Genomic DNA, 16,797 nt, shown 5'->3' with positions numbered 1-16,797 from the left:
GCCGGCATCATCGCTTGGCGAGGCCGGCCTTCGGATGTCACGCCGCACCCGACCAGCCGCGCCGCGAAGGCCCAGCCGTCGGCGCCCGCCCCGCTTGCCCCGGCCCGTCCCTGCGGCTATCGCCCGTGAAGCAGTCATCCGGAGCCCGTCCATGCGCCTCAGCCGCTATTTCCTGCCCGTTCTGAAAGAGACGCCCGCCGAGGCGCAGATCGCCAGCCACCGGCTGATGCTGCGGGCGGGGATGATCAAGCAGGCCAGCGCCGGCATCTATTCGTGGCTGCCCCTGGGCCTGAAGGTGATGCGCCGGATCGAGGCGATCGTGCACGAGGAGCAGGCCCGGGCCGGACATGTCCCGATCCTGATGCCGACGCTGCAATCCTCCGACCTCTGGCGCGAGACCGGCCGCTACGATGCCTTCGGTGAGGAGATGCTGCGCATCACCGACCGCGGCGGGCGCGAGATGCTCTACACGCCGACGGCCGAGGAGCTGGTGACCGACATCTTCCGCGCCAACGTGTCGAGCTACCGCGACCTGCCGCTGACGCTCTACCAGATCCAGTGGAAGTTCCGCGACGAGATCCGCCCCCGCTTCGGCGTCATGCGCGGCCGGGAATTCCTGATGAAGGACGGCTACAATTTCGACCTGACCGAAGCCGACGCGATGCATGCCTATAACCGCCATCTCGTCAGCTACCTGCGGACCTATGAGCGCATGGGCCTGCAGGCGATCCCAATGCGCGCCGACAGCGGCGCCATCGGCGGCGACAACACGCATGAATTCCTCGTCCTCGCCGAGACGGGCGAAAGCGAGGTGTTCTACGACAGCGCCGTCACCGAGCTGACCTTCGGCGACCGCGAGATCGACTATGACGATATGGCCCAGTGCCAAGGCGTGCTGGAGGAATTCACGACCCGCTACGCCCGCACCGACGAAACCCACGACCAGGCCAAGTTCGAGGCCCAGGTCCCCGAGGAGCGGCGCCGCAGCGCCCGGGGGATCGAGGTCGGGCAGATCTTCTATTTCGGCACCAAGTATTCCGAGCCGATGGGCGCCACGGTCCAGGGGCCCGACGGCAAGCCCGTGCCGGTCCATATGGGCTCGCACGGGATCGGCGTCAGCCGGCTGGTGGGCGCGATCATCGAGGCCAGCCACGACGAAAAGGGCATCATCTGGCCCGAGGGCGTCACGCCCTTTCACGCCGGCATCGTGAACCTGCGCCAGGGCGACCCGTCGACCGACTCGGCCTGCGAGGGAATCTACAAGCAGCTCGCCGTCGAGGGGCTCGAGGCGCTCTACGACGACCGCGCGGAGCGGGCCGGCGCCAAGTTCGCCACGATGGACCTGATCGGCCTGCCCTGGCGCATCACGGTCGGACCCCGCGGGCTGGCGAACGGCAAGATCGAGCTGACTTCGCGGCGCACGGGCGAGAGCGAGGAAATGGCGCCCGAGGCAGCCATCGCGCGGCTGAAGGACGTGTACGGCTGTGCCGCGACCTGAGCGTTGTATTTGCCAAGTCTTGAAAGGCACTTGCTCTCCCTTTCGCGCTCGGTCGCATGGTATTGTTTAATAGAGATACGGATACGGCTTCTGGAGTTTTCCGCCGAGCAGGCGAAGGAAGTTGCGACCGGTCAAGTTCGCGGACCGTTGGGCGCGATGCGTCGACACCAAATTCATCTGTTTGGCGTCCTCTCTGAACTGTGCGAGCCATTCCTTTGTCGTCTGGTCAGACTGCCGCTTGGTCACCGATGCTGGAAATTCCTCTAATCCGATGCCAAGTCCGTCGATGCAAAGCTGGAGCGTTTCGTCGTTCCGAACAAGGTCCTCATAGTATATGTGTGTTGCGCGCATCTGCTTCATCAGAAGGTAAACACGCCAGAATGCGAAGCTCTCTTCGATGGTGAAGGCGCATCGGGAAATCAGTTCGGGATCGTATGCAGCCGTCTTTTTCGGCGCGCTTCCGCTTGTCCACTGGTCGTTTTGTAGAGCCCGCGCGAGGGAGACCGCCTGCTTCAGGCTGTCCTGTCGCTCAAGAATGACGAGCTTAGGGTCGAAGCGCACTCGGACCTGATCGAGAAAATCGCGTCCGTATCGCCTGCTGTAATGGTGCAGGTGGCGCGGGAAGACCTTTATCGCGAAGACGCCGTTTTCCGATGATCCCTTTTTGAAGACTGTCTCGTCGAACGCATCCGCTTCCGACCGGCCCCGCTCTTGTGGTTTGGGAAGATCCAGCCATTCGCCGAGTTGTCCGAAAAGCCCGGTCTGGTTTAAGCGAGAAGCAAGGTAATTCGTCCCGCTTCGTGCCTCGGACAGAAGGATCAGAGCCTTGGGATTCGACATAACGTGCCTCTTGTGAAATTCGGCTCGTTGTAGGTTTGGAAGCTGAGAAAGACTAGTGGGTATGAAGGCGGAGGCGCTTTACATCAACCTGGCGCGGATGCCCGCCCGGGCAGCGTTCATGCAGGATCAGGCCGAGCGGATCGGCTTGACTCTGCATCGCATCGAAGCGGTCGATGCGCAGGCGCTTCAAGGCATCCCTCCGGAGTACGATCCACACTCGCGCCGCCATCCCCGTTGGGAAATCGCCCGTTCGACGATGGCTTGTTTTTTGTCGCATCGCCTCGCTTGGCGTCGCATCGCCGAGGGAGAGGACGATGCCGGGCTCGTCATGGAGGACGATGTCTTCCTATCTGCCGAGTTGCCTGCGGCCCTGGACCGCTTGGCGGGCCTTGCGTTCTCGGACTGGCCTGGGTCGGTCCTGAAACTTGATGGGATCGATCTGCCTGCGCGGTTCGGCGCGATCCGCGAGAGCGCCGGCCTTTGCACGCGCGAGATCAGGCAAACGATCAGTAGTGCGGGCGCCTATGTCCTTCACAGGCGGCACGCGGCGGCGCTCCTGTCGAGGTCGAGCTCGTTTTGCGACCACCCCGATGACCTTCTTTTCACGCCGCGCTCGGACTGGCATCCGGTCCAATTGACGCCGGCCGTCGCAGTGCAGGGTGTTTGGGCGGATGCGGACATGCCCGCATCGGTCGCCGAGGGCGAGCCGGCCGCGGATCCGCGCGTCAATCAGCCGCCGGCGCGCGGTCCGTTGGACTATCGCCTGATGAAAGAGGCGCGGCGGACCTGGCGGCGCGCGCCACGTCGGTTCGGCGGCGACGCCCGCCTTTTGCGTGAAGGCGGCATGATCGGCTCGATCCCCCTTGCGCCGGACCTTCCGCCCTATCGAAAGCGGTGACGCCGCGCGCGGCTTGACGTTCCGGACACGCTCCATCACCAACCGGCAACCGCCCCGCCGCAGGAGCCACCGATGTTCGCCCGCCACGAATGGATGATCGCCTGGCGCTACCTGCGGGCGCGCCGCTCCGAGGGGGGCATCAGCGTGATGACCTGGATCAGCCTGGTGGGCATCGCGCTCGCCGTCTTCGCGCTGATCGCCACGCTCGCCGTGCGCTCGGGCTTCCGCTACGAATTCGTCGACACGATCATCGGCGCCAACCCGCATGTCGAGGTGCTGAACTACGGCGAGTTGCTGCCCAACGGCCAGCCCACGCGGACCATCGCCGGCTTCGAGGCCGCGACCGACCGGATCGCCGCGCTGCCCGGCGTGACCCGCGCCGCGCCGGTGGTCGAGGGGCAGGTCATGGCCGCCGCGCAGGGCCGCAACACCGGCGTGCAGGTCGTGGGCATCCGCACCGAGGATCTCGCCCGCATCCCCCGCATCGCCGAGCCGGAGGAGGCGCAGGGCTCGCTCGACGCCTTCGAGGACGGCGTCGCGCTGGGCTCCGGCGTGGCGCGCAACCTGGGCGTGGGGGTGGGCGACACGGTGCGGCTGATCTCGCCCGACGGGGTGCGTACGGCCTTCGGCACCAGCCCGCGGGTCAAGGCCTACCCGATCACCTTCATCTTCCAGGTCGGGCGCTTCGACATCGACTCGACCCGCGTCTACATGCCCTTCGCCGAGGCCCAGACCTATTTCAATCGCGAGGGCGTGGCCGACGCCATCCAGGTCTCCGTCGACGATCCCGAGGCGGTCGACGCCTTCGCCGCGGCGCTGATCGAGGCGGGGGGCGAGGGGACCTATCTCTGGACCTGGCAGAACGCCTCTGGCGCCTTCCTGCGGGCCCTGCAGATGGAGGACAACATCATGTTCGTCATCCTCTCGATCCTCGTGCTGATCGCCACGCTCAACATCACGTCCGGCCTCGTGATGCTGGTCAAGAACAAGGGCCGCGATATCGGCATCCTCCGGACGATGGGCCTGACGGAGGGCACCATCCTGCGCGTCTTCTTCATCTGCGGCGCCTCGATCGGCGTGGTGGGCACGGCGATCGGCGTGGTGCTGGGGTGTCTCTTTGCGATCTATATCGACCCGATCTTCAACGTCGTGAACGCGCTGGCCGGCGGCGGGGTCTGGGACCCGCAGGTCCGCTACATCTCGGCCCTGCCCGCGCGGCTGGAGGCGGGCGACGTGCTGACCGCGGTGGCGCTGTCGCTGGGGCTCAGCTTCGTGGTGACGATCTTCCCGGCCCGCCGCGCGGCGCGGATGAACCCGGTCGAGGCGCTGCGCTATGAATGACGCGCTGCGGCTGGAGGGGATCGAGAAGGGCTACCACCTCGGAAAGCCCAACGAGATCCGCGTCTTGAACGGGGCCGACCTGGCCCTGGCGCCGGGCGAGATGGCGGCGCTCGTGGCGCCCTCGGGGGCGGGCAAGTCGACGCTCCTGCATATCGCGGGGCTGCTCGACACCGCCGATGCGGGCCGGGTGCTGATCGGCGGCGAGGAGATGAGCGGCAAGGGCGACCGCGCGCGCACCCGCGCCCGACGCCAGCGCATCGGCTTCGTCTACCAGTTCCATCACCTGCTGCCCGAGTTCACCGCCGCCGAGAACATCGTCCTGCCGCAGCTGGCCGACGGGACCGATCCGAAAATCGCCCGCGCCCGGGCCGAGGATCTGCTGGGCCGCGTCGGCCTGTCGCACCGGCTCGATCATCGCCCGGCCGAGATGTCGGGCGGCGAGCAGCAGCGCACCGCCTTCTGCCGCGCGCTCGCCAACGCGCCGAGCCTTCTTTTGGCCGACGAGCCCACGGGCAATCTCGATCCGGGCTCGTCGGATACGGTCTTCGACACGCTGGTGGCGCTGGTGCGCGAGACCGGCATGGCGGCGCTGATCGCGACGCATAACCTCGAACTCGCGGGGCGGATGGACCGGGTGCTGCGGATGCAGGAGGGGCGGCTGGTCGCGACCTAGCCGTCCAGATGCGCCGCGATCCGGTCGTAGAGCCGCGCGCGGGTCGCGGCACCCTCCATCAGCACCTCGTGCCGGGCGCCCTCGACCATCTCGAGCGCGCCTTTCGGCCAGGAGGCCATCCGGACATGGATCGCGTCGGGATCGACGATGCCTTCCTCGGTGCCCAGCAGCGTCAGCGTCGGCACGTCCGGCGCGGCCGCGCGCGCCAGCGCATGCATCTCGCGCAGGGCCGACCAGAGCCAGCCGATGGACGGCCCGCCCAGCGCGAGGTCCGGATGCGCCTGGATCTGCGCCTTCATCCAGGCGAACATCTCGGGGTCGCTGGTCAGAAGATTGCCCTCGAAGGGCTGGCTTGCGGGATCGGCGACCTTGCCGGAGCCCGGCGTCAGCCGGCCGCTGAGGCCCAGCGAGCTGCCGAGCGCCGAGACGGTCCAGCCGAGGATCCGCTGCTGCGGCAGCATCTTGAGACCCCACATCGGGGCCGAGAATACCGCCCGCTCGAAGGGCAACACGCGCAGCAGCGCGCGCAGGCCGATCGCGCCGCCCATCGAATGGCCCAGAAGGTGCCAGGGCCGGGGCAGGCGCCGCGCCGCGCAATGGTCGAGAAATGCGTCAACGTCGGTCTGGAAATCATTGAAATCGTTCACATGGCCGATGCGCCGATCGGCTTGCGACCGGGTCGACAGGCCCTGGCCCTGCCAATCCAGCGCCGCCGCGGCGAAGCCCCGTTCCGCCAGGTGGCGCGCCGCGTCGGAATACTTCTCGATATACTCGGTGCGGCCCTGGAACATCACGACGGTGCCGCGCGTGCCTTCGGGCCAGAGCGCCGCGCGAAGCCGCAGCCCGTCGCGCGTCTCGATCCAGCGCGCCTCGGGTACGGGCCCCTCGGCCACCGTTGCGAAATACGGGGCGGCACCCGCCGCCCCGCCGATATCCCGGACCGCTTTCAGAGCTGCGCGCCGAGCTTCATCGCCTGGCCCATGTCGCCATCGACCTTGAGCTGGCCGGACATGAAGGCGGAGGTCGCGTTGACGTCGCCGTCGAGGATGCCTTTGAACGTGTCGGCCTCGGCCGTCATGGTGCAGGCCGCGTCCTCGTCGCCCTCGCGAACGCCGGCCTCGTCGACCATGATGGACCCCTCACCGGGGATCACGAACTTGACGGAGCCGTCGAAGGTACCGATCTTTGCCGAGAGTTGCGTGACGGCTTCGTTGATGATGTCGCTCATGAGATCCTCTGGATTGCGGACGCGCCGGACGGCGCGGGATTGGATTGAGACTAGGATGATGAACCTGCGCGTCACCCTCAAGGCCCTGATCCTCTCCGTTGTCGCCGGTTACGCCACGTTTTCCGCCGCGCAGGAGCTGGAAGGCGATGCCGACGCCCTTCTCAACCGGTTGTCGACGCTGACGGCCGAGCACGACGCGGATGAGGCCGCGCGGCTCGCCCGCGAAATCCAGGAGCGCTGGACCCATTCGGGCAGCGCGACCGGCGATCTGCTCCTGCAGCGCGGGATCGAGGCCATCGCGGCCGAGGATTACCCCAAGGCGATCACGCATCTGACCGCGCTGACAGATCACGCGCCGGATTTCGCGGAAGCCTGGAACCAGCGGGCGACGGCTTTCTTCTATTTGGAGCGCTACGGGGCGGCGGTGTCCGATATCGAACAGGTCCTGGTCCTCGAGCCGCGCCATTTCGGCGCATTGGCGGGGCTGGGCATCATCATGGAGCGGCTGGGCGACGACCGGGCCGCGTTGCGCGCGCTGGAGGCCGCGCAGAAGATCCACCCCGCCGAGGCGAACGTGAACGCCGCGGTGGACCGGCTTCGAGCGCAGACGGGCGGGCGGACGCTCTGAGTGGATAGCAAGCTCGGCCGGGTGACGGCGGTCCTCGGGCCGACGAACACCGGCAAGACGCATTACGCCATCGAGCGGATGCTGGGCCATCGCACCGGCATCATCGGCCTGCCGCTGCGCCTGCTGGCGCGCGAGGTCTATGACCGGATCGTGGCCATCCGCGGTCCCTCGGTCGTGGCGCTTCTGACCGGCGAGGAGCGGATCGTGCCGCCGCGCGCGGCGTACTGGGTCTGCACCACCGAAGCGATGCCGCAGGGCATGGGCGCCGACTTCGTCGCCGTGGACGAGATCCAGCTCTGCGCCGATCCCGAGCGCGGTCATGTCTTCACCGACCGCCTTCTGAACATGCGCGGGCTGCACGAGACGCTCTTCATGGGCTCCGACACGATGCGCCCGGCGATCCAGCACCTGATCCCCAAGGCGCAGTTCGCGCGTCGCGAGCGGTTCAGCGAGTTAACCTACACAGGTTCGAAAAAGATAAGCCGGATGCCCGGCCGTACCGCGATTGTCGGCTTCAGTGTGGACAATGTATATGCCATCGCCGAATTGTTGCGCCGCCAGAAAGGCGGCGCGGCGGTCGTGATGGGCGCGCTCAGCCCCCGGACGCGCAACGCGCAGGTGGCGATGTACCAGAACGGCGACGTGGACTACCTCGTCGCGACGGACGCCATCGGGATGGGGCTCAACCTCGACATCCGGCACGTCGCCTTTTCGGCCACCTCCAAGTTCGACGGCCGCCGCATTCGTCCGCTCATGCCGCATGAGCTGGCGCAGATCGCGGGGCGCGCGGGCCGCTACCAGCAGCCGGGCACCTTCGGGATCACCGGTGAGGCGGGGCCGCTGGACGAGGACGTGGTCGACGCCATCCAGAACCACCGCTTCAAGCCCATCGACCGGCTGTCCTGGCGCAACGAGCGGCTGGATTTCGGCTCCGCCGAGGCGCTCATCGCCTCGCTCGAGGCGCCCAGCCCCGAGCGCATCCTGACCCGCGGGCGCGAGGCGGACGATCTGCAATCGCTCAAGACACTCAACGACCTGGAGGCCGTGGCCAGCCGGCTGCAAGACGCCCGCGACGTACGCCTTCTGTGGGACGTGTGCCGCATTCCCGATTTCCAGGGCATCAGCCATGGCGAACATGCCAGCATGCTGCAGCGGATCTTCGCCTTCCTGCACGATCGCGGGCGCATCGACGGCGACTGGCTGGCCCGCCAGGTCAAGCGCATCGACCGCACGCAGGGCGATATCGACGCCCTGAGCAAGCGGTTGGCATATATCCGCACATGGACCTACGTCGCCCAGCGAAAGGGCTGGGTCGACGACGAGGCCCATTGGCGCGAGGCGACCCGGTTGGTAGAAGACCGCCTGTCGGATGCGCTGCACCAGGCGCTGACATTGCGGTTCGTGGACCGGCGCACCAGCGTTCTGCTGCGCCGCCTGAAAATGAAGGAGGGCCTTTTGGCCGACATCAACGATAGGGGCGAAGTGATCGTCGAGGGGGAATCGCTGGGCCGGATCGAAGGCTTCCGCTTCCACCAGACCGGGACGACCTCGCCCGACGAGGCCAAGACCGTGCGCCAGGCCGCCACCCAGGCGCTGCGCCCGGAATTCCACCTTCGCGCCGACCGCTTCTACAACGCGCCCGATACGCAGATGGACTTCACCGAGCAGGGCGGCCTGATGTGGGGCGAGCAGGCGGTGGGCAAGCTGGTGCCCGGCCCCGAGCCCCTGAAGCCCGGCGTCGAGGCCTTCGTCGACGAGGAGGCCGGCCCCGAGGTGATGCAGAAGGTCCAGCGCCGCCTGCAGCATTTCGTCGACCGCAAGATCGCAGCGCTGTTCGAGCCGCTGCTGGCCATGTCGAAGGACGAGGCCGTGACGGGCCTCGCCCGCGGCTTCGCCTTCCGGATGCTCGAAGGGCTGGGCGTCCTGCCACGCGCGCAGGTCGCGCAGGAGGTCAAGGAGCTCGATCAGGACGCGCGCGGCCAGCTTCGCAAGCACGGCGTGCGCTTCGGCCAGTTCACCATCTTCCAGCAGCTCATGCTGAAGCCCGCGCCGACGCGGCTGCGGCTGGTTCTCTGGGCCCTGTCGCAGAAGCTCGACGATTTCCCCGAAGCGCCGCCGCCGGGCCTCGTGACCGTGCCGAAGCTCGAAGGCGCGCCCGAGGGCTATTACGCGATGGCCGGCTACCGCCTCGCCGGCGCGCGCGCCATTCGCATCGACATGCTCGAGCGGCTGGCCGACATGATCCGTCCGATGGACACCCGCGCCGGGTTCGAGGCGACGGCCGACATGCTGTCGATCACCGGCATGACGCTGGAGCAGTTCGCCGACCTGATGGAGGGCCTGGGCTACAACGCCGAGAAGGGCGAGCGGGCGAAAACCCGCGGCGGCGACCCGAAGGAGGCGCCCGAAACTCCGCCCGAGGAGCCCGCGCCCAATTCGCCCTCCGAGGAGCCCGCGCCGGGCGGCCCCGTCGAGACGCCCGAGACGCCCCCGTCCGAGACGCCGGTCAATCCCCCGGTCGAGACGCCCGTGCCCGACCTGCCGCCCGAGATGCCGCCCGCGACGGGCGCCGCCGTCGCCGCGGCGCAGGAGGTGAGCGGCGACGCGCCGGAGGCCCCGGCGGATGCCGCGTCGCCCGTGGGCGAAGCCGTCGCCACCGCCGCGGAGGTCGAGGAGACCGAGACCTTCTACACCTTCACCTGGGCCCCGAAGCGCCAGGGCCGGGGACCGCGGCCCGACGCCAAGCCGCGTCGCGGCGGCAAGCCGCAGGGCAAGGGCGCGCGCGGGCCCAAGGGCAAGGGCGGCCCGGCGAAGGGCGGCGACCGCGGGCCCAAGACCTACGAGGCCCGCCCCGAACGCGAAAAGAAGGTCGATCCCGACAATCCCTTCGCCGCGCTGGCCGCGCTCAAGGACAATTGAGCGACGCGCCCGGGCGGCTCCGGCTGGACAAGTGGCTCTGGCAGGCGCGGTTCTTCAAGACCCGCAGCCTCGCCGCCCGGATGATCGGGGAGGGCCGCGTCCGGCTGAACGGCGCGCGGGTCACCAAGCCCGCGCAGGCCGTGGTCCCGGGCGACGCGCTGACCTTCCCGCAAGGCGACCGCATCCGCGTGGTAGAGATCGCCGCGCTTGGCGAACGGCGCGGCCCCGCGGCCGAGGCGCAGACGCTCTATGCCGATCACACGCCACCGCCCCAGCCGCGGCTGGGACCCCGGCCCACGGGGCGCGACCGGCGACGGATGGACGCGCTTCGCGACGATCCGGAAACGTGATCCCGCGGCCCGCTTGAACCCCGGCGGGGTGGCCGCTAGATGCAGCGGGCATCGGAAAGGACACCCTGCATGACCTATGTCGTCACCGACAATTGCATCGCCTGCAAATATACCGACTGCGTCGAGGTCTGCCCCGTGGATTGCTTCTACGAGGGCGAGAACATGCTGGTGATCCATCCCGACGAATGCATCGATTGCGGCGTCTGCGAGCCCGAATGCCCCGCCGATGCGATCCGGCCCGACACCGAGCCGGAGATGGAGAAATGGGTCGAGTTCAACCGCAAGTATTCCGAGGCCTGGCCGGTCATCATAACCAAGAAGGACCCGCTTCCCGCGGCCGAGGAGATGGACGGCAAGGACGGGAAGATGGAGCTCTTCTCCGAGGCGCCGGGCGAGGGCGGCTGACGCCGCGTCAAGCCACCGCCGCGATGGGTCAGTCTTCGTGACGCTTTCGCGATCGCCGATTCTGTGCTATATATTGTGGCGAAGCGGGCTCTGGTCCGCCTTTATCTGCCACAATTCGCCCGCTCGGGAGGCAGCTTTCGAACCGGGACGGATATCGCGATACGCACACGCTGACCGCAGGATCTCCCCGCGGCGGCCTTTCTTTCGCCGGGTCACCGGCGCGGAGGCGGATCGCATCATGACAAGAGGATGCCCATGGCCAAGAAGTCCGAGTTCCGCCCCAATGATTTCGTCGTCTACCCGGCACACGGGGTGGGCCAGATCGTCTCGATCGAGAAGCAGGAAGTCGCGGGCCACGAGTTGGAACTCTTCGTCATCTCCTTCGTGAAGGACAAGATGACCCTGCGCGTTCCGACCCACAAGGCGACCGATGCGGGCCTGCGCTCGCTCAGCTCGCCCGAGGTGGTCACCAAGGCCATGGCGACGCTGAAGGGCAAGGCCCGCGTCAAGCGTGCGATGTGGTCGCGCCGCGCGCAGGAATACGAAGCCAAGATCAACTCCGGCGACCTGATCGCCATCGCCGAGGTGGTGCGCGACCTGCACCGCAACGACGAGCAGCGCGAGCAGTCCTATTCCGAGCGTCAGCTCTACGAGGCCGCGCTCGACCGCCTGACGCGCGAACTGGCCGCCGTGAACGACATGGACGAGGACGGCGCGCTGAAGGCCGTCGACGAGATCCTGTCGAGCCGGCCCTCCGCCGCCGCCTGATCGCGGCCGATCCGATCCTACGGGGCGTCCTTCGGGGCGCCCCGTTTCGTTTCAAAGCCTTGCGCGGCGACGTTCACGTTCGCCACTCACTCCCACCAGCGGTCGATGCGGGCGATATCGTCGTCGGACCAGCCGAAATGATGCGCGAATTCATGCACCGTGACATGGGCCACCAGCGCCGCCAGCGTCACGTCGCCCCGCGCCGCCCATTCGTCCAGGATCGGGCGCCGGAAGAGCGTCACGGTCGAGGGCGGTTCGGGCCATTCGACGCTGCGCTCGGTCAGCGGCACGCCTTCGTAGAGCCCGGTCAGGTCGTAGCCGTCCTCGATCTCCATGTCGTCGAGCACCGCCTCGGACGGCCAGTCCTCGACCACCAGCCGGACCTCGGCGGCGAGGCGCGCGAAGGGCGCCGGGAAGCCCGCGCGCGCACGCTCGGCCACGCGGCGGATCGCCTCCGCGTCGGGGGCCGCGCCGGGCAGGGCGCTCATATCAGGGTCCGCGCGCCCTCGGGCGTGTCGAGCGTCGCCGTCAGCCGCAGCGCGCCCGGCGCCACGGAAATGCGCGGGTCGTCGATCAGCCCGGCAAGGGCCTCCGCCAGCGCCGGCGCCTCGGGATGGCGCAATTCCAGCCGCGTCAGCCGCAGCCCGTCATCGGGAAAGCGCGGCCGCGCGCTGTCCCACTGGATCAGCGCGGGAAAGCAGCCCTCGAAGGGCAGGATGCCGTCATCGGGCACCGCCATGCGCCAGCGGAAGGGCCCGCGCGCGAAGGACAGGATACGCCCCGCCCGCGGGAAGGCGGCGATCCGCCCCTCCAGGTCGTCGGTGCGCGCGATCCAGTTCGACAGACGCGGCGGGCCGCTGCGCCGGTCGAGGTCGAACCACCGCGCGCGCCCCGGCGCGGGGGCCGCGGGGTCGATCGCGATCACTTCCATGTATTCGCCGGGGGCCAGCCCGCTGAGCCGATTATGCGTGCCCATCAGCTCGTGCACGCCGCCCGGTCCCATGACATGACCGGTTTGCGCCTCGACATGGGCGACCCCTTCGGCGAGCGTTGCGGCGGAGACGGCGAAATGATCGAAGACGGGCATGGACGCGGACGCTAATCCCGACGCCGCCAAGGCGCAATCGCGCAAGGCCTGCCTTGCGGCGCGTGACGGCGTGGGCCGCCTGGCGCGCGCGGCGGCGGCGACGCGTCTTTTCGCGCGGCTGATGCATCTGCGGGACCGGACGATCGCGGGCTACCTGCCCATCGGGTCGGAGGCCGATCCCCGCGGCGCGATGCGCGCGCTCTTCGGCGCCAACCGCATCTGCGTGCCGGTGGTGACCGCGAAGGGCGCGCCGCTGCGGTTCCGCGAATGGTGGCCCGGCTGTGCGCTGGAGGAGGGCGCCTTCGGCGTGCCCGTCCCGACCGAGGGCGGCTGGCGCGTGCCCGACCTTCTGATCGTGCCGCTGGTGGGCTTCGACGCCGATTGCGCGCGGCTGGGCTATGGCGGCGGCTTCTACGACCGCACGCTCGCGGGGATGGGCGATGCGCAGACCATCGGCTTCGGCTTCGAGGCGCAGCGCCTGGACCGGGTGCCGCGCGGGCCCCATGACGTGGCGCTCGACGCGGTGATCACCGAGGCGGGGGTTTATCACCCGCCCGCGAGCGATTAAGGCCCGGCCCAGCAGGAGGGACCGCCCATGACGTTCGACCGTTCCATCAAGATCGCGCCGTCGATCCTCGCCTCAGATTTCGCCAATTTCGGCGCCGAGTGCGAGGCCATCGAGGCCCAGGGCGCCGACTGGGTCCATGTCGACGTGATGGACGGGCATTTCGTGCCCAATATCAGCTTCGGACCCACCACCTGCGCGGCGATCCGGCCGCATATCAAGGGCGTGATGGACGTGCATCTCATGATCGCGCCGGTCGATCCCTATATCGTCGCCTTCGCGCAGGCCGGCGCCGACATCATCACCGCCCATCTCGAGGCCGGGCCGCATATTCACCGCACCCTGCAGGCGATCCGCGCGGCGGGCGCGAAGGCTGGGCTCGCGCTCAATCCCGGCACCCCGGCCGAGGCCGCGGCGGGGCTGCTCGACGATATCGACCTCGTCTGCGTGATGAGTGTCAATCCCGGCTTCGGCGGGCAAAAATTCATCGAAAGCGCGGTGGCCAAGGTCGCCCGCCTGCGCGAGATGATCGGCGACCGGCCGGTCCATATCGAAGTCGATGGCGGCGTGGACCCGGTGACGGCGCCGCTGGTCGCGGCGGCGGGAGCCGATGCGCTGGTCGCCGGCTCGGCGGTCTTCAAGGGCGGCAGCGTCGCGCGGCCCGAGGCTTACGGTCGCAACATCCGGACCATCCGCGAGGCCGCCGAAGCCGCGCGCTGATCGCCGCGGGACGTCAGCCCGCAGCGCAGGCGTGCGCCGTCTTCGAGCGGCGCCTCGCAGGACACGGCGCGCATCGGCCGGACCTCGACCTCGCCCAGGGGCGGCGTCGCGGGCAGGAGGGTCAGGACGAGGGTCAGCGCGAAGACGGCGACGGCCAGCAGATCGGTGCGGGGGCAGCGCCACAGGGCGCGGGCGAGTACGGGCATCGGAGAGGCTTTCGATTTCGACCGGGGCCCGGGCCGCGAGGCAGCCCGTGCCGGAGGGCCGGGTTTCACCCGGCCGCGGGCGACCCCAAGGGGGTCGCGGGATGACGGTTCGGCCATCCAAGTCGACGCCACCGGGGGGCGCGGACGGGGCGGTCCGACGGGAACCGCCCATGACCCCGAGCTATGGACGCCCCGGCCTAAGAGCCGGTGAATCGGTGCGGGGCCAATCCTGCGGATTTCAATCGAATGCGCCGGAACGGACGGGCAGGCGGCACCCCGCCTCCGCGCTCGCATAGGCCAGCTCGACCAGCTCCATCGTGCGCAGGTAGTCGCGGGCCGCGGTCTCGAACCCGCCGGTTTCCAGCCCGGCGACGACATGGGCCTGGAAAGCGTGCACGCAGTCGCCGGCGAAGCCCGGCCAATCCTGCGCGGCGAGGATCGTCTCGGCCGCGCGGTGTCCTTGCGCGCGGAGGTGGACGGCCCCGTCCCCGGTCAGCGTCAGCGTGGCCTCCTCGCCCTCCAGCACCGCGTCGCCGAAGGTGCGGCGCGGGTCGTCCGTGTCGAAATCGGCCAGCCGGTTGCCGTCGAAAAGCGCCCGCACGCCGCCGCCGTAATCCAGCACCACGAGCCCCGCATCCTCGCCCCTGATCGCCGGGTTCAGGCGGCGCAGATCGGCATAAAGCCCCTCGGGCTCGCCCAGCAGGAAGCGGAACGTGTCGAGGTAATGCACGCCCGTCTCGTGGATCAGCAGGCGCGGCATCGTCTGGAAATATGGCTGGCGGGCGAGATAGGCATCGGGCCCGCGCCCGTCGCCGGTGCGCAGCCGGAAGGTCAGGCTCAGCGGTCGGCCGATCCGGCCCGCATCCAGCGCCGCCTTCATCGCGCGGAACCACGGCTGAAAGCGGAAATTCTCGTGAACGATCAAGGGCACACCCGCCGCCTCCGCCGCGTCGGTCACGGCGCGGGCCTCGTCGAGCGAGCTGCAGAACGGCTTCTGGCAGATGATCGCCCGCAGGCCGCGGGGCAGGGCGGCCCGGATCGCCGCCGCGTGGGTGGGCGGGGGCGTCGCGATGTCGAGGATGTCGAGCCCCGCCTCCAGCAGCCCCGCGAGATCGGCATGCTCGGCCCCCGTCGCCGGGTCGGCATCGGCGGTCGCCACCAGCGTCGCGCCGGGGATCCTGGTCCAGGCCTCGCGGTGGAACTGCGCGAAATAGCCCAGTCCCAGCAGCCCGACGCGCAGGCTCACAGCCGCCGTCCGACCGCCGCCGCGGCGCCCCGCGTGTCGAGCGTCCCGCCCAGGTCGCCGGTCGTCTCGCCCGCGGCGAGACAGGCCTCCACCGCCGCCTGCACGCGCGCGCCGTCGCGGATCAGCGCCGCGTCCCCGTGCCGCCGGCCCAGCCAGTCCAGCATCAGCCCCGCCGATAGGATCATCGCGAAGGGATTGGCGATGCCGCGCCCCGCGATGTCGGGGGCCGAGCCGTGGCAGGGCTGGAACACCGCGTGCCTGTCGCCGATATCGGCCGACGGCGCCATCCCCAGCCCGCCCATCAGCCCGGCGCCCAGGTCGGACAGGATGTCGCCGAACATGTTCTCGGTGACCATCACGTCCCAATCCCAGGGCCGCTGCACCATCCACAGCGCCATCGCGTCGACATAGGCGTGGTCGGCGGTCAGGTCCGGATACTCCGCGGCGACGCTGTCGAAGATCTCGCGCCAGAAGGCGAAGGCGCGGAAGACGTTGGCCTTGTCGACGCTGGTCACGCGCCCCGGATGGCCGTCGGCCTTCCGCGTCCGGGCCAGGTCGCAGGCGAAGCGGCAGACAGCTTCGGTGACGGGCCGGGTGATGCGCAGCGTCTCCTCGGCGAAATCGGCTTCGACGCGGCCCCTTCCCTGGGTGTGGAACAGCCCCTCCGTGCTCTCGCGGATCAGGACGAAATCGATCGTGCGGCCCTCGGGGGGCTGGATCGGCGCGCGCATGCCCGGGACCACGCGGACCGGTCGGACGCCGGCATAGAGGTCGAGCGCGATGCGGATGTCGATCTGCGGCGTCATCTCGGTCCCGTCGGGGAAGCGCACCTTCGGATCGCCCAGCGCCGAGAGAAGGATCGCGTCGGCCGCGCGCGCCGTCGCCAGCGACGCCTCCGGCAGGTCCGAGCCGCAGTCGAGATAGCAGGCCGCGCCCGCCGGGCAGTCGTGGAACGCGAAGCCGTGGCCCAGCCCGCGCAACAGCTCCAGCGTCGGGGCCATGATCTCGGGCCCGATCCCGTCGCCGTGAAAGACGGCGATGTCATAGGTCTTGGCCAATCCGCGCCCTCCTGCGACAGTCCCGGTCTTGATAGCAGCGCCGCGCGCGGGAGGAAGCATGTTCGCCGTCACCGTCACCCTCGAGATCGCGAAGGGCCGGATGCCCGAGTTCCTGCCCGCCGTTCTGGAGAATGCCCGCGCCTCGCTGGACGAGCCCGCCTGCCACCGCTTCGACGTCTGGGCCGAGCCGGAGCGGCCCGACGAGGTCTATCTCTACGAGCTCTATGACGATGCCGCGGGTTTCGACGCGCATCGCGCGACGCCGCATTACAAGACCTTCGACGCCGCGGTCCGGGACATGATCGTCGACAAGACCGTCCGGACCTATTCGCGAATGCAGGCCTGAGCGCGCGTTTCGCGCAATTTC

General features: G+C 69.1%; 20 protein-coding genes. 12 read left to right on the top strand and 8 right to left on the bottom strand.

The window, feature by feature from the left end:
- The first annotated feature begins 151 nt into the window (after nt 1-151).
- Nucleotides 152-1,498 (top strand): proline--tRNA ligase, encoded by a 1,347-nt coding sequence (proS, locus tag P8627_RS02005; RefSeq protein ID WP_279965824.1) that lies wholly within the window; start codon nt 152-154, stop codon nt 1,496-1,498.
- Between the two features lie 66 nt (nt 1,499-1,564).
- On the opposite strand, the gene P8627_RS02000 is transcribed toward proS, so the two are convergent.
- Nucleotides 1,565-2,338 carry a Stf0 family sulfotransferase gene (locus P8627_RS02000; protein WP_279965823.1) on the bottom strand — a complete coding sequence of 258 codons (774 nt, stop codon included), beginning with the start codon at nt 2,336-2,338 and terminating at the stop codon, nt 1,565-1,567.
- Nucleotides 2,339-2,399: 61 nt separating this feature from the next.
- Between P8627_RS02000 and P8627_RS01995 the strand changes: the two genes are divergently transcribed.
- The 3 genes from P8627_RS01995 (at nt 2,400) to P8627_RS01985 (ending at nt 5,250) form a co-directional block, all read left to right on the top strand.
- Nucleotides 2,400-3,236 carry a glycosyltransferase family 25 protein gene (locus P8627_RS01995; RefSeq protein ID WP_279965822.1) on the top strand — a complete coding sequence of 279 codons (837 nt, stop codon included), beginning with the start codon at nt 2,400-2,402 and terminating at the stop codon, nt 3,234-3,236.
- A 72-nt stretch (nt 3,237-3,308) separates the two neighbouring features.
- Complete coding sequence (locus tag P8627_RS01990; protein WP_279965821.1) at nt 3,309-4,577, top strand: lipoprotein-releasing ABC transporter permease subunit; 1,269 nt, start codon at nt 3,309-3,311, stop codon at nt 4,575-4,577.
- Nucleotides 4,570-5,250, top strand: a complete 681-nt coding sequence (locus P8627_RS01985) for an ABC transporter ATP-binding protein (protein WP_279965820.1) — start codon at nt 4,570-4,572, stop codon at nt 5,248-5,250. Before P8627_RS01990 ends, P8627_RS01985 begins: the two co-directional genes overlap by 8 nt.
- On the opposite strand, the gene P8627_RS01980 is transcribed toward P8627_RS01985, so the two are convergent.
- Both P8627_RS01980 and P8627_RS01975 read right to left on the bottom strand, forming a co-directional pair.
- Nucleotides 5,247-6,143 (bottom strand): alpha/beta hydrolase, encoded by an 897-nt coding sequence (locus P8627_RS01980; protein WP_279965819.1) that lies wholly within the window; start codon nt 6,141-6,143, stop codon nt 5,247-5,249. The genes P8627_RS01985 and P8627_RS01980 overlap by 4 nt on opposite strands.
- 53 nt (nt 6,144-6,196) lie before the next feature.
- Nucleotides 6,197-6,478 (bottom strand): SCP2 sterol-binding domain-containing protein, encoded by a 282-nt coding sequence (locus P8627_RS01975; RefSeq protein ID WP_279965818.1) that lies wholly within the window; start codon nt 6,476-6,478, stop codon nt 6,197-6,199.
- A 55-nt stretch (nt 6,479-6,533) separates the two neighbouring features.
- On the opposite strand from P8627_RS01975, the gene P8627_RS01970 reads away from it, so the two are divergent.
- From P8627_RS01970 to P8627_RS01950, 5 genes are all read left to right on the top strand, one after another.
- Nucleotides 6,534-7,106 (top strand): tetratricopeptide repeat protein, encoded by a 573-nt coding sequence (locus P8627_RS01970; RefSeq protein ID WP_279965817.1) that lies wholly within the window; start codon nt 6,534-6,536, stop codon nt 7,104-7,106.
- A 78-nt stretch (nt 7,107-7,184) separates the two neighbouring features.
- Nucleotides 7,185-10,025, top strand: a complete 2,841-nt coding sequence (locus tag P8627_RS01965) for a helicase-related protein (RefSeq protein WP_279967526.1) — start codon at nt 7,185-7,187, stop codon at nt 10,023-10,025.
- On the top strand, nt 10,022-10,375 hold the full coding sequence (locus P8627_RS01960) for an RNA-binding S4 domain-containing protein (RefSeq protein ID WP_279965816.1): 354 nt from the start codon (nt 10,022-10,024) through the stop codon (nt 10,373-10,375). Before P8627_RS01965 ends, P8627_RS01960 begins: the two co-directional genes overlap by 4 nt.
- 69 nt (nt 10,376-10,444) lie before the next feature.
- Nucleotides 10,445-10,780, top strand: coding sequence for a ferredoxin FdxA (fdxA, locus tag P8627_RS01955; protein ID WP_279965815.1), 336 nt, complete (start codon nt 10,445-10,447; stop codon nt 10,778-10,780).
- Nucleotides 10,781-11,029: 249 nt separating this feature from the next.
- Nucleotides 11,030-11,548: a CarD family transcriptional regulator gene (locus P8627_RS01950; protein ID WP_279965814.1), complete on the top strand. Its 519-nt coding sequence runs from the start codon at nt 11,030-11,032 to the stop codon at nt 11,546-11,548.
- Between the two features lie 86 nt (nt 11,549-11,634).
- Here P8627_RS01950 and P8627_RS01945 read toward each other — a convergent pair whose 3' ends face one another.
- Nucleotides 11,635-12,036: a metallopeptidase family protein gene (locus tag P8627_RS01945; RefSeq protein ID WP_279965813.1), complete on the bottom strand. Its 402-nt coding sequence runs from the start codon at nt 12,034-12,036 to the stop codon at nt 11,635-11,637.
- Nucleotides 12,033-12,635 carry a VOC family protein gene (locus P8627_RS01940; protein ID WP_279965812.1) on the bottom strand — a complete coding sequence of 201 codons (603 nt, stop codon included), beginning with the start codon at nt 12,633-12,635 and terminating at the stop codon, nt 12,033-12,035. Before P8627_RS01940 ends, P8627_RS01945 begins: the two co-directional genes overlap by 4 nt.
- Here P8627_RS01940 and P8627_RS01935 point away from each other — a divergent pair.
- Complete coding sequence (locus P8627_RS01935; protein ID WP_279965811.1) at nt 12,634-13,203, top strand: 5-formyltetrahydrofolate cyclo-ligase; 570 nt, start codon at nt 12,634-12,636, stop codon at nt 13,201-13,203. The genes P8627_RS01940 and P8627_RS01935 overlap by 2 nt on opposite strands.
- 27 nt (nt 13,204-13,230) lie before the next feature.
- Nucleotides 13,231-13,920 (top strand): ribulose-phosphate 3-epimerase, encoded by a 690-nt coding sequence (rpe, locus tag P8627_RS01930; protein WP_279965809.1) that lies wholly within the window; start codon nt 13,231-13,233, stop codon nt 13,918-13,920.
- On the opposite strand, the gene P8627_RS01925 is transcribed toward rpe, so the two are convergent.
- The 3 genes from P8627_RS01925 to P8627_RS01915 all read right to left on the bottom strand — a co-directional run bounded on the left by P8627_RS01925 (nt 13,869) and on the right by P8627_RS01915 (nt 16,430).
- Nucleotides 13,869-14,126: a hypothetical protein gene (locus P8627_RS01925; protein WP_279965808.1), complete on the bottom strand. Its 258-nt coding sequence runs from the start codon at nt 14,124-14,126 to the stop codon at nt 13,869-13,871. The genes rpe and P8627_RS01925 overlap by 52 nt on opposite strands.
- Before the next feature lie 238 nt (nt 14,127-14,364).
- A complete protein-coding gene (locus P8627_RS01920; protein ID WP_279965807.1) occupies nt 14,365-15,372 on the bottom strand; it encodes a Gfo/Idh/MocA family protein in 1,008 nt (335 codons plus the stop codon).
- Nucleotides 15,369-16,430 (bottom strand): isocitrate/isopropylmalate dehydrogenase family protein, encoded by a 1,062-nt coding sequence (locus tag P8627_RS01915; RefSeq protein ID WP_279965806.1) that lies wholly within the window; start codon nt 16,428-16,430, stop codon nt 15,369-15,371. The genes P8627_RS01920 and P8627_RS01915 overlap by 4 nt, the downstream gene beginning before the upstream one ends.
- A 58-nt stretch (nt 16,431-16,488) precedes the next feature.
- On the opposite strand from P8627_RS01915, the gene P8627_RS01910 reads away from it, so the two are divergent.
- Nucleotides 16,489-16,776, top strand: coding sequence for a putative quinol monooxygenase (locus tag P8627_RS01910; protein WP_279965805.1), 288 nt, complete (start codon nt 16,489-16,491; stop codon nt 16,774-16,776).
- The last annotated feature ends 21 nt before the right edge of the window (nt 16,777-16,797 follow it).

It is taken from the genome of Jannaschia sp. GRR-S6-38, from assembly GCF_029853695.1.
Taxonomy (GTDB): Bacteria; Pseudomonadota; Alphaproteobacteria; order Rhodobacterales; family Rhodobacteraceae; genus Jannaschia; species Jannaschia ovalis.
This window is presented reverse-complemented; position numbering and strand designations above follow the sequence as displayed.